This window comes from Janthinobacterium sp. GW821-FHT03C08, assembly GCF_059420905.1.
Genome location: NZ_JBWKUP010000009.1, coordinates 123,243 through 137,519, shown reverse-complemented (window position 1 = coordinate 137,519; position 14,277 = coordinate 123,243). Strand labels below are relative to the sequence as shown.

At 65.5% G+C, this 14,277-nt stretch carries 13 protein-coding genes; all 13 read left to right on the top strand.

The annotated features are described in order from the left end of the window. Nucleotides 1-3: 3 nt before the first annotated feature. The 13 genes from xylB to AC07VL_RS14580 all read left to right on the top strand — a co-directional run bounded on the left by xylB (nt 4) and on the right by AC07VL_RS14580 (nt 14,209). Entirely contained in the window at nt 4-771 is a 768-nt protein-coding gene (gene xylB / locus AC07VL_RS14640) for a D-xylose 1-dehydrogenase (protein ID WP_494806518.1), read from the top strand. Then, the gene (locus AC07VL_RS14635) at nt 768-2,555 is read left to right on the top strand and encodes an IlvD/Edd family dehydratase (protein ID WP_494806517.1); all 1,788 of its coding nucleotides are present in this window, start codon (nt 768-770) and stop codon (nt 2,553-2,555) included. The genes xylB and AC07VL_RS14635 overlap by 4 nt, the downstream gene beginning before the upstream one ends. Before the next feature lie 68 nt (nt 2,556-2,623). Continuing rightward, nucleotides 2,624-3,625, top strand: a complete 1,002-nt coding sequence (gene xylF, locus AC07VL_RS14630; protein ID WP_494806516.1) for a D-xylose ABC transporter substrate-binding protein — start codon at nt 2,624-2,626, stop codon at nt 3,623-3,625. Between the two features lie 74 nt (nt 3,626-3,699). Next, nucleotides 3,700-5,298, top strand: coding sequence for a D-xylose ABC transporter ATP-binding protein (gene xylG, locus AC07VL_RS14625; RefSeq protein ID WP_494806515.1), 1,599 nt, complete (start codon nt 3,700-3,702; stop codon nt 5,296-5,298). Further along, nucleotides 5,295-6,437: a sugar ABC transporter permease gene (locus AC07VL_RS14620; RefSeq protein ID WP_494806514.1), complete on the top strand. Its 1,143-nt coding sequence runs from the start codon at nt 5,295-5,297 to the stop codon at nt 6,435-6,437. The genes xylG and AC07VL_RS14620 overlap by 4 nt, the downstream gene beginning before the upstream one ends. Nucleotides 6,438-6,504: 67 nt before the next feature. After that, nucleotides 6,505-7,704: a XylR family transcriptional regulator gene (locus tag AC07VL_RS14615; RefSeq protein ID WP_494806513.1), complete on the top strand. Its 1,200-nt coding sequence runs from the start codon at nt 6,505-6,507 to the stop codon at nt 7,702-7,704. Next, nucleotides 7,701-8,474 (top strand): aldose epimerase family protein, encoded by a 774-nt coding sequence (locus AC07VL_RS14610; RefSeq protein WP_494806512.1) that lies wholly within the window; start codon nt 7,701-7,703, stop codon nt 8,472-8,474. The genes AC07VL_RS14615 and AC07VL_RS14610 overlap by 4 nt, the downstream gene beginning before the upstream one ends. 83 nt (nt 8,475-8,557) lie before the next feature. Continuing rightward, nucleotides 8,558-9,571, top strand: a complete 1,014-nt coding sequence (locus tag AC07VL_RS14605) for a 2-dehydro-3-deoxygalactonokinase (RefSeq protein ID WP_494806511.1) — start codon at nt 8,558-8,560, stop codon at nt 9,569-9,571. Then, on the top strand, nt 9,568-11,298 hold the full coding sequence (gene araD, locus AC07VL_RS14600; RefSeq protein ID WP_494806510.1) for an L-arabinonate dehydratase: 1,731 nt from the start codon (nt 9,568-9,570) through the stop codon (nt 11,296-11,298). Before AC07VL_RS14605 ends, araD begins: the two co-directional genes overlap by 4 nt. A 23-nt stretch (nt 11,299-11,321) precedes the next feature. Next, nucleotides 11,322-12,215 carry an SMP-30/gluconolactonase/LRE family protein gene (locus AC07VL_RS14595; RefSeq protein ID WP_494806509.1) on the top strand — a complete coding sequence of 298 codons (894 nt, stop codon included), beginning with the start codon at nt 11,322-11,324 and terminating at the stop codon, nt 12,213-12,215. Between the two features lie 13 nt (nt 12,216-12,228). After that, nucleotides 12,229-12,882: a bifunctional 2-keto-4-hydroxyglutarate aldolase/2-keto-3-deoxy-6-phosphogluconate aldolase gene (locus tag AC07VL_RS14590; RefSeq protein WP_494806508.1), complete on the top strand. Its 654-nt coding sequence runs from the start codon at nt 12,229-12,231 to the stop codon at nt 12,880-12,882. 65 nt (nt 12,883-12,947) lie between these two features. Then, entirely contained in the window at nt 12,948-13,370 is a 423-nt protein-coding gene (locus tag AC07VL_RS14585; RefSeq protein WP_494806507.1) for a CoA-binding protein, read from the top strand. Further along, nucleotides 13,367-14,209 carry a PPK2 family polyphosphate kinase gene (locus tag AC07VL_RS14580; RefSeq protein WP_494806506.1) on the top strand — a complete coding sequence of 281 codons (843 nt, stop codon included), beginning with the start codon at nt 13,367-13,369 and terminating at the stop codon, nt 14,207-14,209. The genes AC07VL_RS14585 and AC07VL_RS14580 overlap by 4 nt, the downstream gene beginning before the upstream one ends. Nucleotides 14,210-14,277: the final 68 nt, after the last annotated feature.

The window sequence follows — 14,277 nt, the reverse complement described above, 5'->3', positions numbered from 1 at the left end:
ACCATGCAGCATGCAACTTACCCCAGCCTGGCCAACAAGCGCGTCGTCATCACGGGCGGTGGCACAGGCATCGGCGTGGCCATCGTCGAAGCATTCGCGCGCCAGGGCGCCCACGTCACCTTTCTCGACATCGCCCGCGAGGCGTCGCTGGCGCTGCAGGAAAAGCTGGCGCACCTGCCGCAGCCGCCCGTTTTCCGCTATTGCGACCTGACGGATCTCGATGCACTGGCCGCCACCTTTGCCGACATCGGCAGCAGCGGTGGCGCCACAGATATCCTCGTCAACAACGCGGCCAATGACGACCGCCACCAGCTGCAGGATGTCACGCCCGCCTACTGGGACGAACGCATGGCCGTCAACCTGCGCCACCAGTATTTCTGCGCCCAGGCCGTGGCGCCGTCCATGCGCGCCAAGGGCTGCGGCGTGATCCTCAATCTCGGTTCGATTTCCTGGCACCTGGCGCAGGCCAACCTGTCGATCTACATGACGGCCAAGGCCGGCATCGAAGGGCTGACGCATGGCCTGGCGCGCGACTTGGGTCTCGACGGCATCCGCGTCAACTGCATCATTCCTGGCGCCGTGCGCACGCCGCGCCAGGAGCGCCTGTGGCATACGCCGGAAGCGGAAGCCGTGATCCTGCAGGGACAATGCCTGCAGACGCGCGTGGAGCCGGAAGACGTGGCGGCGCTGGCGCTGTTCCTCGCGTCCGACAACGCGGCCAAGTGCACGGGGCGCGAGTATTTCGTCGATGCAGGATGGTACGGCGCATGAGCACCCCAGGCAATCGCCAGGCACGGCGCTTCCGCTCGCAGGACTGGTTCGACAATCCTGAGCACATCGACATGACGGCCCTGTACCTGGAGCGCTTCATGAACTACGGCATCACGGTCGAGGAACTGCGCTCGGGCCGGCCCATCATCGGCATTGCGCAAAGCGGCAGCGATATCAGCCCGTGCAACCGCATCCACCTGGAACTGGCGCAGCGCGTGCGCGACGGTATCCGCGATGCGGGCGGCATTCCGATGGAATTCCCGCTGCACCCGATCTTTGAAAATTGCCGCCGTCCCACTGCCGCCCTGGACCGCAACCTCGCGTACCTGGGCCTGGTGGAGATCCTGCATGGCTATCCGATCGACGCCGTGGTGCTGACGACGGGCTGCGACAAGACCACGCCGGCCCAGCTGATGGCCGCCGCCACGGTGGACATTCCCGCCATCGTGCTGTCGGGCGGCCCCATGCTCGACGGCTGGATGGATGGCGAACTGGTGGGTTCCGGCGCCGCCATCTGGAAAGGCCGCCGCCAGCTGGCCGCAGGCGTCATCGACAATGACAAATTTCTGCAGATCGCCGCCGCCTCGGCGCCGTCGGCCGGCCATTGCAACACCATGGGCACGGCATCGACCATGAATGCGCTGGCCGAGGCGCTGGGCATGTCCCTGACGGGCTGCGCGGCCATTCCCGCGCCCTACCGCGAGCGGGGCCAGATTGCCTACGAAACGGGGCGCCGCATCGTCGGCATGGCGCATGAGGACGTGCGCCCGTCGAGCATCCTCACGCGCGAGGCATTTTTGGATGCCATCATCGTCAACGCGGCCATCGGCGGCTCGACCAATGCGCAGCCGCACCTGATGGCCATGGCGCGCCATGCTGGCGTAGAACTGCATTCGAGCGACTGGATGGCCCACGGCTACGACGTGCCGCTGCTGCTGAACATGCAGCCGGCCGGGAAATACCTGGGCGAGCGCTTCCACCGCGCCGGCGGTGTGCCGGCCATCATGTGGGAACTGCAGCAGGCGGGCTTGCTGCACGCGGACCGGTTGACGATCACGGGCCAGAGCATGGCGGCCAACCTGCAAGGCCGCGAAAGCGCGGACCGCGAGATGATTCGGCCGTTTGCCGCGCCATTGAAGGAAAAGGCCGGTTTCATGGCCTTGCAGGGCAACCTGTTCGATTTCGCCATCATGAAGACCAGCGTGATCTCGCCCACTTTCCGCGAGCGCTACCTGTCGCGCCCTGGCAGCGAGGGCGTGTTCGAGGCGCGCGCCATCGTCTTCGACGGTTCAGCCGACTACCACGCGCGCATCAACGACCCGGCGCTCAATATCGACGACAGCTGCATGCTGGTGATGCGCGGCGCAGGCCCCGTGGGCTGGCCCGGCTCGGCCGAAGTGGTCAACATGCAGCCGCCCGACGCCTTGCTCAAGGCCGGCATCTTGAACCTGCCGACCCTGGGCGACGGACGCCAGTCGGGCACCTCGGACAGCCCCTCGATCCTGAACGCGTCGCCGGAAAGCGCCGTCGGCGGCGGCCTGGCCCTGCTGCGCACGGGGGACATCATCCGCGTGGACTTGAACGGCGGGCGCTGCGACATGCTGGTCGACAGCGTTGAGCTGGCGCGCCGCGCTATGGCGCTACCGCCCCCCGTCAACGCCAGCGCCACGCCGTGGCAGGAGATCTACCGCGCCAGCGTGGGCCAGCTGGAGACGGGCGCCTGCATGGAGCTGGCGCTGAAATACCGCGCCGTCGGGCAGACGCTGCCGCGCCACAATCACTAGTTTATTTGTTGTCCGTTGTACCCGCAGTTAAAAAACGTCGTTAATAAAATCCAACAAGGAGACACGTAATGAACAAGATCATCAGTGCAGCCATCATGACCGCCATGCTGGCGCTGACCAGCAGCGCCGCCCTGGCCGACGCGAAGAACCCGAAGATCGGCTTTTCCATCGACGATTTGCGCGTCGAGCGCTGGACGCGCGACCGCGATTTCTTCATCGCCGCGGCCGAGAAGCAGGGCGCCAAGGTTTTCGTGCAATCGGCCGACGCCAGCGAGCAGCGCCAGATTTCGCAGATCGAAAACCTGATCTCGCGCGGCGTGGACGTGCTGGTGATCGTGCCGTTCAACGCGACGGTGCTCAACAACACCATCAAGGAAGCGAAAAAGGCCGGCATCAAGGTGCTGTCGTATGACCGTTTGATCCTGGGCGCCGACATCGACGCCTACATCTCGTTCGACAACGAGAAAGTGGGCGAGATGCAGGCCGAGGGCGTCGTCAAGCTGCAGCCGAAGGGCAATTACTACCTGCTGGGCGGCGCGCCGACGGACAACAACGCCAAGATGCTGCGTGAAGGCCAGTTGAAGGTCTTGAAGCCGTACATCGACAAGGGCTACATCAAGGTCGTGGGCCAGCAGTGGGTGAAGGACTGGAGCGCCACGGAAGCCCTGTCCATCGTGGAGAACGCGCTGACGGCGAACAATAACAAGATCGACGCCATCGTCGCCTCGAACGACGGCACGGCCGGCGGCGCCATCCAGGCGCTGGCCGCGCAAAAGCTGGCGGGCAAGGTGCCCGTGTCGGGCCAGGACGCCGACCTGGCGGCCGTCAAGCGCGTGATCGCCGGCACGCAGGCGATGACCGTCTACAAGCCGCTGAAGACCATCGCCGCCGAAGCAGCCAAGCTGGCCGTGCAACTGGCGCGCAACGAGAAGCCCGCCTACAACTCCAGCTATGACAATGGCCTGAAAAAGGTCAGCACTGTGCTACTCAAACCCACGCCCTTGACCAAGGCGAACGTGAACATTCTCGTCGACGACGGTTTCTATACCAAGGCGCAGCTCGGTAATTGATCGCCCGCCTGATGTCGGCTGACGCGCTGCGCGCTAAGCCGACATTTTTTCCCGTATCCGCAACGAGAGTGAGCATGCTTGACTATCTGCTTGAAATGAAAGGCATCGTCAAACAGTTTGGCGACGCCCGCGTAGGCGGTGTCCGTGCGCTCGATGGCATCGACCTGCAGGTGCGGGCCGGCGAGTGCATCGGCCTGTGCGGCGAGAATGGCGCCGGCAAGTCGACCCTGATGAAGGTGCTGTCCGGCGTGTACCCGCACGGCACCTGGGATGGCGAGATCCTGTGGGATGGCCAGCCCCTGCGCGCGCAGTCCATTCGCGATACGGAAGACGCAGGCATCATCATCATCCACCAGGAGCTGATGCTGGTGCCGCAGCTGTCCGTGGCCGAGAATATCTTCATGGGCCGCGAAATCACCTTGCCCGGCGGGCGCATGCACTATAGCGCCATGTACAAGCGCGCCGACGAATTGCTGCGCGAACTGAAGATTCCGCAGCTGAACGTGGCGCTGCCCGTGATGAATTACGGCGGCGGCCACCAGCAGTTGGTGGAAATCGCCAAGGCGCTCAACAAGAATGCGCGATTGCTGATCCTCGACGAGCCGTCGTCGTCGCTGACGGCGTCGGAAATCGCCGTATTGCTCGATATCCTGCGCGCGTTGAAGGCCAAGGGCGTCACCTGCATCTACATTTCGCACAAGCTCGATGAAGTGGCCGCCATCTGCGACACCATCGTCGTCATCCGCGATGGCAAGCACATCGCCACCACGCCGATGGCGCAGATGAACGTCGAGCGCATCATCGCGCAAATGGTGGGCCGCGAAATGAGCCAGCTGTATCCGCAGCGCGCAGTGGGGAACAATGCGCCTGCGGCCATCGGCGAGGTGCTGTTCGAGGCGCGCCACGTCACGTGCATCGATGTGGACAACCCGCAGCGCAAGCGCGTCGACGATGTGTCGTTCACCCTGCGCAAGGGCGAGATCCTCGGCATCGCCGGCCTGGTGGGCGCGGGGCGCACGGAGCTCGTCTCCGCCCTGTTCGGTGCCTACCAGGGGCCGTGCCAGGCCGAGGTGTGGCTCGATGGCCGCCGCATCGACACCGGCTCGCCGCAAAAAGCCATCGCCATGGGCCTGGCCATGGTGCCGGAAGACCGCAAGCACCACGGCATCGTGCCCGACCTGGACGTGGGGCAGAACATTACGCTGGCCGTGCTGGAGCAATTCGCGCGCGCCACGCGCATCGATGGCGAGGCGGAACTGTCGGCCGTGCGCGGCGAGATCGCCCAGCTGGAGCTGAAAACGGCCAGCCCGTCGCTGCCCATTACGAGCCTGTCGGGCGGCAACCAGCAAAAGGCCGTGCTGGCCAAAATGCTGCTGACGCGCCCCCGCGTGCTGATCCTCGACGAGCCCACGCGCGGCGTGGACGTGGGCGCCAAATATGAAATCTACAAACTGATGCTGGCGCTGGCCGACCGGGGCGTGGCCATCATCATGGTCTCGTCGGAACTGGCCGAAGTGCTGGGCGTGTCCGACCGCGTGCTGGTGATGGGCGAAGGCCGGCTGCGCGGCGACTTCATCAACGATGGCCTGAGCCAGGAAACCGTGCTGGCGGCGGCGCTGTCACAGCATCCGGCGCCCGCCGCCACGACCGCAAACAAGGAACCCGCCGCATGAAACCGATGAATGTCAAACAGCTGTTCACCCAATACAAGATGCTGGCCCTGCTGATCGCCGTGGCGCTGATCTGGGCCTTCTTTTCCTGGAAGACGGAGGGCAGCTTCCTCACGCCGCGCAACCTGTCGAATCTGCTGCGCCAGATGTCGGTGACGGGCATCCTCGCCTGCGGCATGGTGCTGGTGATTATCGCCGGCGAGATCGACCTGTCCATCGGCTCGCTGCTGGGGCTATTGGGCGGCATCGCCGCCGTGCTGGACGTGACGCAGCACTGGCCGCTGGCGCTGAACCTGGCGGCCGTGCTGGGCTGCGGCCTGGTGATCGGCCTCTTGAATGGCTACTTGACGGCGTACCGGGGCATTCCGTCCTTCATCGTCGGCCTGGGCGGCATGCTGGCGTACCGCGGCATTTTGCTGGGCATCACGGGCGGCATCACCATCGCGCCCGTCTCCGAGCCGCTGGTCTACCTGGGGCAGGGTTACCTGCCCGCACTGCCCGGCATCGCGCTGGGCATCGGCCTGTTCCTGCTGGCCGCCTTCCTGACGTGGCGCGCACGCATGAGCCGCGCGCAGCATGGCTTGCCGCAGACGGCTGCTTGGCTCGATGGCCTGCGCGTGATCGTCATCGGCGCCGTGCTGTATGCCTTCGTGCAGACCCTGAACGGTTATGAAGGCATCCCGCTGCCCGTGCTGTTGTTGCTGGCGCTGCTGGGCCTGTTCAGCTACATCACCAGCCAGACTGTGTTTGGCCGGCGCATCTACGCTGTCGGCAGCAATATGGAAGCGACGCGTCTGTCCGGCATCAATGTGAAAGCCGTCAAGCTGTGGATCTTCGGCATCATGGGCCTGATGTGCGCGCTGGCGGGCTTGATCAACACGGGCCGGCTGGCGGCCGGCTCACCCTCGGCCGGTACCTTCAGCGAACTCGATGCCATCGCTGCCTGTTTCATCGGCGGTACCTCGATGCGCGGCGGCTCGGGCACCGTGTACGGGGCGCTGATCGGCGCGCTGGTCATGGCCAGCCTCGATAACGGCATGTCCATGCTGGATGTGGATACCTACTGGCAGATGATCGTGAAAGGCAGTATTCTGACCCTTGCCGTCTGGGTAGATGTCAGCACCAGGGCGGGACGCAGGTAAGACCGATGCGTGACCGGCAGCCAGGGATGAATATACGTCCCGGCCGCCACATGGAGGAGACACCAGCATGAAGTTACCGACCGCGCATCGCATCGCGCTGCTGTTCAACGGGAACAAGATCTATGACCGCGACATCATCGCGGGCGTCGCCGCCTACCTGAACACCACGCGCGTGTCGTGGGACCTGTTCCTGGAAGAGGATTTTCGCTGCCGCCTGCCCGGCATCGAGCGCTGGCAGGGCGACGGCATCATCGCCGATTTCGACGATCCCGCCGTGTGCGCGGCGCTGGCGCACAGCCGCGTGCCCGTGGTGGCCGTGGGCGGCTCGTATGCGCGCGAAGACGCCTACCCGGCCGGCATTCCCTACGTGGCCACCGATAATTTCAAGATCGTCAAGCTGGCCTACGACCACCTGGTGGAAGCGGGCCTGACGCGCTTTGCCTGTTTCAGCCTGCCCGAGGCCGACGTCAACCGCTGGGCGCAGGAGCGCGAAACGGCGTTCTGCGCGCTGATGCAGCGCGACCACATGCGCGCCGACGTGTACCGCGGCGTCGCCACCAGCGCGCCCTCGTGGGACGAGGCGGTGGAGCAGCAGATCGCGTGGCTGAACAGCCTGGAAAAACCCGTGGGCATCATTGCGGTGAGCGATGCGCGCGCGCGCCAGCTGCTGCAAGCCTGCATGCACGCGGGGATCGCCGTGCCGGAGCAAGTCGCCCTGATCGGCATCGACAACGATCCGCTGGCGCGCATGCTCACGCGCATTCCCTTGAGTTCCGTGATCCAGGGGACGGAGGAAATGGGCCGCACGGCCGCGCATTTGCTGCACCAGATGTTGAACGGCGCGCGCCTGTCCGGCACGCGCATCCTGGTGCCGCCGGCTGGCCTGAACGTGCTCGCCTCCACGCGCCACCAGCCCTTCCAGCATCCGCAGGTGATGCAGGCGCGCCACTTCATCCGCCAGTACGCCTGCCAGGGCATCAAGACGGAGCAGGTGGCCGATTACGTGGGCGTGTCGCGCTCCTCGCTGGAAGCGCACTTCCGCCACGAGCTGGGGCGCAGCGTGCACGACGAGATCCTGCATTTCAAGCTCGATGCGGCCAAGACCCTGCTGGCGCGCGGTCCGGGCCAGGTGGCCGAGGTGGCCGTGCGTTGCGGCTTTACCACGGTGCAGTACATGCACGCCGTCTTCAAGCGCGAACTCGGCTGCACGCCGCGCGAATTCCAGCAGCGCAGCCGGCCTCCGCCAGCCCCCGGGCAGGCACCATGATGCATCTGCTGCGCAATGCGCGCGGCATGTGCGTGGCCATTGACGCGCATGATGCCAGCGTGCGGGCCTGGTGGGCGCCCGACCGTTATGGCCGCCTGGCCGACGTGCTGGGCGCCGCGCACCTGACGGCGCGTGCGCCCGCAGGCTGGCAGTGCGACCCGCCGGACGACGGCCGCTTGCTGCTGCACCTGGCGCACGACGGCTTGTCGGTGCGCCTGGCCTACCGGCTTGACGACGATGGCAGCCTGCACCTCGACTGCGCCGCCATGGCCGATACGTTTTCCCGGTTTGCGCTTGCCGCGCCCCGCTTCAATCTGCAGGGCAGCCTTGCCACCGTCGGCGACCATGTGCTGCGCCTGGCTGCCGACCATTACCGGCCTTGGCCCGGCGGCTGCACGAGCGCCTCTCCGCTCGACGTGGCGGGCAGCGCGTTTGACTTCCGCCAGCCGGCGCCGCTCGCGTCGCGCCTGGCCTGGCCCGCGCTGGCGCACTTGCCCGGATTCCGACATGACTTTTACTGGACGAGCAGCGGCCAGCTGCGCGAGGCGGCGCGGGTTGCCGACCCCGCTTCGGGGCGGGTCCTGCGCTTTTCCAGTACCCAGGACAGTTGCCATCTGTACTCCGATGCGCGTTGTTTTTCCCTGCTGGCGCAGGGCGTGCAATTGCAGCCGGGACAGGTGAGGCGCTTCAAGCTCGTCTACCGTTTGGGCGTGCAGGATATGGACGATTTTGACATATCCGAACCGGTATCAATGATGTTAAATAAGTGATTGGTCAGATATGCGGGGCAGTTCTACCATGAGGTAGTTTTTCCCCTTTCTTTTCTTTCTTACCGACCGCTGCGAACCCGCCCATGAATATAGTCACCATCGATGCCGGCACCACCAATACGCGTACCCTGCTATGGCGTGACGGGGCGGTGCTCGCCCAGGCGCAGCAGGAAACGGGCGTGCGCAACACGGCCATCGATGGCCATAACGGCGCGCTGAAGCAGGCGCTGCGCGAGACCATCGCGGCAGTGCTGGCCAGCGCCGGCATCGCACCGGCGGAGGTGCACCTGGCGCTGGCATCGGGCATGATCAGTTCGCCCATGGGCTTGCAGGAAGTGCCGCATTTGCCGGCACCGGCCGGCCTGGCGCAGCTGGCGCAAGGCATGCGGGCGGTGGACTTGCCCGATGTGCTGTCCCAGCCCCTGTGGCTGATTCCCGGCGTGCGCAACCAGCATGGCGCCATCGGCCTGCATAACGTCGAAGCGATGGACATGATGCGCGGCGAAGAGACGGAAGTCATCGGCTTGCTGGAGCGGCTGCAGCTGTGCGGCGCGGCCACCATCATCGTGCCTGGTTCGCATACAAAGCTGATCAGCGTGGACGAGCAGCGCCGCATCCTCGGCTGCAGCACCACCATCGCCGGCGAACTGCTGCAGGCGATTTCGCAGCATACCCTGATCAAGCAATCGGTCGATGGCGGCTTTGCGCAGACGCTGGTGCCGAAGATGCTGCTGGCTGGTGCCGCCGCAGCGCAAAAAACGGGACTGGCGCGCGCCTGTTTCAGCGTGCGCACGCTGGGACAGTTCAGTGCAGTCGACTGCAATGAGCGGGCCAATTTCCTGATGGGCGCCGTGCTCAGCGGCGACTTGCTGGCGCTGCGCAACAGCACGGCCATCCAGATGCGTCCCGATACACCGCTCGTCATCGCCGGCAAACCCATGCTGCGCCAGGCGCTGTCGCTGCTGATCGAGGAGCAGGGCTTCTTTTACGGCAAGCGCATCGTCGTCGACGACCAGCAGCAAGACCATCTGGCGGGCCATGGCGCCCTGCTGGTCGCCGCCGCGCGCGGCCTGATTTCCCGCCAGGAGACAGCATGAGCGAATTGAAAACCAAGCGGCCCCTGCGCTCGCAAGCGTGGTTCGGCGGCGACGACAAGGATAGTTTCATCCACCGCAGCTGGATGAAGAACCAGGGCTATCCCAGCGACGCCTTCGATGGCCGCCCTGTCATCGGCATCTGCAATACCTGGTCCGAACTGACGCCCTGTAATGGCCACTTCCGCGACTTGGCCGAGGCGGTCAAGAAGGGGGTACTCGAGGCGGGTGGCTTTCCCGTCGAGTTTCCCGTGATGTCGCTGGGCGAATCGAATCTGCGGCCCACGGCCATGCTGTTCCGTAACCTGGCCAGCATGGATGTGGAAGAATCGATCCGCGCCAACCCCATCGACGGCGTGGTGCTGCTGACGGGCTGCGACAAGACGACGCCAGCGCTCCTGATGGGCGCGGCCAGCGTAGACTTGCCCACCATCGTGCTGTCGGGCGGCCCCATGCTGAACGGGAATTACCGTGGCCAGCCCATCGGCTCGGGCACGGACGTGTGGAAGTTTTCCGAGGACGTGCGCGCCGGCCGCATGACCTCAAACGAATTCAAGCAGGCCGAATCGTGCATGTCGCGCTCCGCCGGCCACTGCATGACCATGGGCACGGCTTCCACCATGGCCAGCATGGTCGAAGCGCTGGGCGTGACCTTGCCCGGCAACGCGGCCATTCCCGCCGTCGATGCACGCCGCAAGCTGCAGGCGCAATTGACGGGCCGGCGTATCGTCGGCATGGTGCATGAAGACCTGAAATTGTCGCAGATACTGACCCGTGAAGCGTTTGAAAACGCCATCATGGTCAACGGCGCCATCGGCGGCTCGACCAATGCCGTGATCCACCTGCTGGCCATCGCCGGGCGCATCGGCGTGGACATGCGCCTGGGCGACTGGGACCGCCTGGGCCGCGATATCCCGTGCCTGCTGAACCTGATGCCGTCGGGGCAGTACCTGATGGAAGACTTTTACTATGCGGGCGGCCTGCCCGTCATCATCCGCGACTTGCTGGGCAAGCTGCATGGCGGGGCCTTGACGGTGACGGGCGCCACCCTGGCCGTCAACGTGGCGGAAGCGGAAAATTTCAATCCGCAGGTGATCACGCCGCTGGCACAGCCATTCAAGGACGAGGGCGGCATCGCCGTCCTGCATGGCAACCTGGCGCCGCGCGGCGCCGTCATCAAGCCATCGGCCGCCACGCCGGCGCTGATGCGGCACCGGGGCCGCGCCGTCGTCTTCCACAGCATTGAACACTATAAGAAAAGAGTCGACGATCCCGCGCTCGATATCGACGCCAGCTGCGTGATGGTGCTGCAAAATTGCGGCCCGCAGGGCTATCCTGGCATGGCGGAAGTGGGCAACATGGGACTGCCGAAAAAACTGCTGGAGCAGGGCGTACGCGACATGGTGCGCATCTCGGACGCGCGCATGAGCGGCACGGCTTACGGCACGGTGGTGCTGCACGTGGCGCCGGAAGCGGCCGTGGGCGGCCCGCTGGCCCTGGTGCGCGACGGCGACATGATCGAACTCGATGTGGAAGGCCGGCGCTTGCACCTGGACGTCGACGAGGCGGAACTGGCGCGCCGGCGTGAAGAATGGCGCGCCCCCCAGCCGGCCATGAAGGGCGGCTACCAGTCCATGTACATCAAGCACGTGACGCAGGCCGACGAAGGCGCGGACCTCGACTTTCTCGTCGGCTGCCGCGGCTCGGCGGTGCCGCGCGAATCGCATTGAACGAAAAATAAAGAGGAAAAAAGATGGGGACACAGGCCCAATTACTGGTCGATGCGCAAAATTTCCTGGGCGAGGGCGTACGCTGGTGTGAACGCAGCGGCCGGGTTTTCTGGACGAATATCGAAGGCTGCCAGCTGCATGCGCTGGTGCTGGCCACGGGCGCGCGCCAGACCTGGGACATGCCCGAACGCCTGGCCTGTTTCGCGCAGACGGAGAGCGACGATATCCTGCTGCTGGGACTGGCCTCGCGCCTGGCGTGGTTTGACGCACGCAGCGGGGCCGTCACGCCCTTGCACACAGTGGAGGGCGACCTGCCCATGACGCGCCTGAACGATGGCCGCTGCGACCGCCAGGGACGCTTTGTCTTCGGTACGCTCGACGAGCGCCTATGCCGCGACCCCATCGCCAGCTTTTACCGCCTCAACCTGGATCTGACCCTGGAGCGCCTGCCGCTGCCGGCCATCGCCATCTCGAACAGCATCTGCTTCAGCGTCGATGGCACGGCCATGTATTTTTGCGACTCGATGAAGAAGGCGATCTACCGCTGGGACGACTATCTGGGCGGCGACGCCAGCAAGGTGCGGGTCTTTGCCGTGCTCGATCCTGGCCCGGGTGCTGCCGATGGCGCCGCCATCGATGCCCACGACCACCTGTGGAGCGCGCAGTGGGGGGCAGGCAAGGTACTGCGCTTCGCGCCCGATGGCAGCATCGAGCGCACGGTGCACCTGCCTGTGTCGCAGCCCAGCTGCGTGAGCCTGGGCGGTGCCGCGTTTGACGAATTGTTCATTACCACGGCGCAGGAAAGCCTGGCGCCGGCGCAGCTGGCGGCCGAGCCATTGGCCGGTGGCCTGTTTCATGCGCGCCAGCCGGGCGTGCGCGGCTTGCCGGAAGTGCGCTTCGGCGCTCTGCCGGCCTGACAGGAGAGAGCAGATGCAAAAGCACATGGTTTTCAATGGCATCCTCGAACGGGGCATGGTGGGCATCGTGCGTGCCGGTTCGCCGGACGTCGCCTTGCAGATCGCCGAGGCGTGCATCGCCGGCGGGGTCACGGCGCTGGAAGTAGCGTTTACCACGCCCGGCACCCTGGGCGTACTGCGCACCCTGCGCGAGCGCCATGGCGACGGCGTGCTGCTGGGCGCGGGCACGGTGCTCGACGCGGAGACGGCGCGCGCGGCCATCCTGGCTGGCGGCCAGTTCATCATTTCGCCCGGCGTCAATGTGGATACCATTACGCTGTGCCAGCGCTATCAGGTGCTGGCCATGCCGGGCGCCATGACGCCGACGGAAATCGTCACGGCCCTGCAGGCGGGCGCCGACATCGTCAAGGTCTTCCCCGCCGAGATGTTCGGTCCCGCCTACATCAAGGCCCTGCGCGCCCCGTTGCCGCAAGCGCCGCTGATGCCGACGGGCGGCGTGACGGTGGAAAACCTGGCCGAGTGGTTCGCCAGCGGCGCAGTCGCCGTGGGCATCGGCAGCAGCCTGAGTGGCCCCGGCGCCACGGGAGATTTCGCGGCCGTGACGGCGCGCGCACAAGCCTTCGTGGCGCAGATGGCGGCGATACGCGCGGCCAGGTCTTCTGGCTAGCTCCCGGCGGGACGGGAATCTGCTACGCTAGGCGGGCAATGTCGCACGCCTGACCATAGAAAAATATGTCCAACATCGCCCGCATCCTGCAAGACAGCCGCATCATCGCCATCGTCGGCATGTCCGACAAGCCCGCACGCGCCAGCCACGAAGTGGCCGATTACCTGCTGCAGCATGGCTACCGCGTGCTGCCCGTCAATCCAGCCCTCGCCGGGCGCGACGTGCTGGGCCAGCGCGCCTATGCCACCTTGACGGAGGCGGCAGCGGCGGTAGCGCCAGCGCGCATCGACATCGTCGATTGCTTCCGCAAGTCCGAGGATATCCTGCCCATCGCCGAGGAAGCCATCGCCGTCAAGGCGGGCTGCCTGTGGCTGCAGCTGGACGTCGTCAACGAGGGGGCGGCGCAGCTGGCGCGGGCGGCGGGGCTGGCGGTGGTGATGGACCACTGCACGAAAATCGAACACCGCAAGCTGGCGGTGACGGCATGAAGGCGCGCACGCAATTCCGGGCTGGCAAGGGCTATGCGCTGGATGAGGATTTCGCCGGCAAGCGCCTGCTGGGCGCCGCCACCAAGGCGGCCAACAAGAAGCTGACGGCGGCCCAGTGCAAGGCGCTGGACCGCGAGGAAACCGTGGCGTTGACGGCGCAGATCGCCGAGTGCCAGAGCATGTTGTACGCGCAGCACAAGAAAAAGGTCTTGCTGGTATTGCAGGGCATGGATACCTCGGGCAAGGACGGCACCGTCAAGGCGATTTTCAGCAATATCAACCCGATGGGCATCCGCGCCGTGGCCTTCAAGGGCCCGACTGACATCGAACTGGCGCACGACTACCTGTGGCGCGTGCACCAGCACGTGCCCGTGAAGGGCGAGATCGCCATCTTCAACCGCAGTCATTACGAGGATGTGCTGATCACGCGCGTGCAGGACATGATCGACAAGCCCGAATGCCAGCGCCGCTACGCGCAGATCCGCGATTTCGAGCGCATGCTGAGCGAAACGGGCACCGTCATCCTGAAAGTCTTCCTGCATATTTCCAAGGACGAGCAGCGGGGGCGGCTGCAGGAACGGCTCGATGATCCCGACCGCCAGTGGAAGTTCGATCCCAACGATATCGCCCAGCGCAAGAAGTGGGACGCCTACCAGCGCGCCTATGAAACGGCCATCCGCGAGACGGATGCCGATCACGCGCCGTGGTACGTGGTGCCGTCCAATTCCAAGACCCAGCGCAACCTGGTGGTGGCGACCCTGCTGCTGGAAACCTTGCAGGGCATGAAGCTCGCGTATCCGCCGCCGGACCCGAAGCTGTCGTCGTTCAAGGTCGAGTAAATACGCGGGCGATTCGGCCGTCCGCCTGCGGAATCGGCCGCGCTGTGGCATAGTATCTCCCGTCGATA

Coding starts and splice junctions, on each gene's coding strand:
- xylB (WP_494806518.1), top strand. CDS start 4: ATGCAGCATGCAACTTACCCCAGCCTGGCCAACAAGCGCGTCGTCATC.
- AC07VL_RS14635 (WP_494806517.1), top strand. CDS start 768: ATGAGCACCCCAGGCAATCGCCAGGCACGGCGCTTCCGCTCGCAGGAC.
- xylF (WP_494806516.1), top strand. CDS start 2,624: ATGAACAAGATCATCAGTGCAGCCATCATGACCGCCATGCTGGCGCTG.
- xylG (WP_494806515.1), top strand. CDS start 3,700: ATGCTTGACTATCTGCTTGAAATGAAAGGCATCGTCAAACAGTTTGGC.
- AC07VL_RS14620 (WP_494806514.1), top strand. CDS start 5,295: ATGAAACCGATGAATGTCAAACAGCTGTTCACCCAATACAAGATGCTG.
- AC07VL_RS14615 (WP_494806513.1), top strand. CDS start 6,505: ATGAAGTTACCGACCGCGCATCGCATCGCGCTGCTGTTCAACGGGAAC.
- AC07VL_RS14610 (WP_494806512.1), top strand. CDS start 7,701: ATGATGCATCTGCTGCGCAATGCGCGCGGCATGTGCGTGGCCATTGAC.
- AC07VL_RS14605 (WP_494806511.1), top strand. CDS start 8,558: ATGAATATAGTCACCATCGATGCCGGCACCACCAATACGCGTACCCTG.
- araD (WP_494806510.1), top strand. CDS start 9,568: ATGAGCGAATTGAAAACCAAGCGGCCCCTGCGCTCGCAAGCGTGGTTC.
- AC07VL_RS14595 (WP_494806509.1), top strand. CDS start 11,322: ATGGGGACACAGGCCCAATTACTGGTCGATGCGCAAAATTTCCTGGGC.
- AC07VL_RS14590 (WP_494806508.1), top strand. CDS start 12,229: ATGCAAAAGCACATGGTTTTCAATGGCATCCTCGAACGGGGCATGGTG.
- AC07VL_RS14585 (WP_494806507.1), top strand. CDS start 12,948: ATGTCCAACATCGCCCGCATCCTGCAAGACAGCCGCATCATCGCCATC.
- AC07VL_RS14580 (WP_494806506.1), top strand. CDS start 13,367: ATGAAGGCGCGCACGCAATTCCGGGCTGGCAAGGGCTATGCGCTGGAT.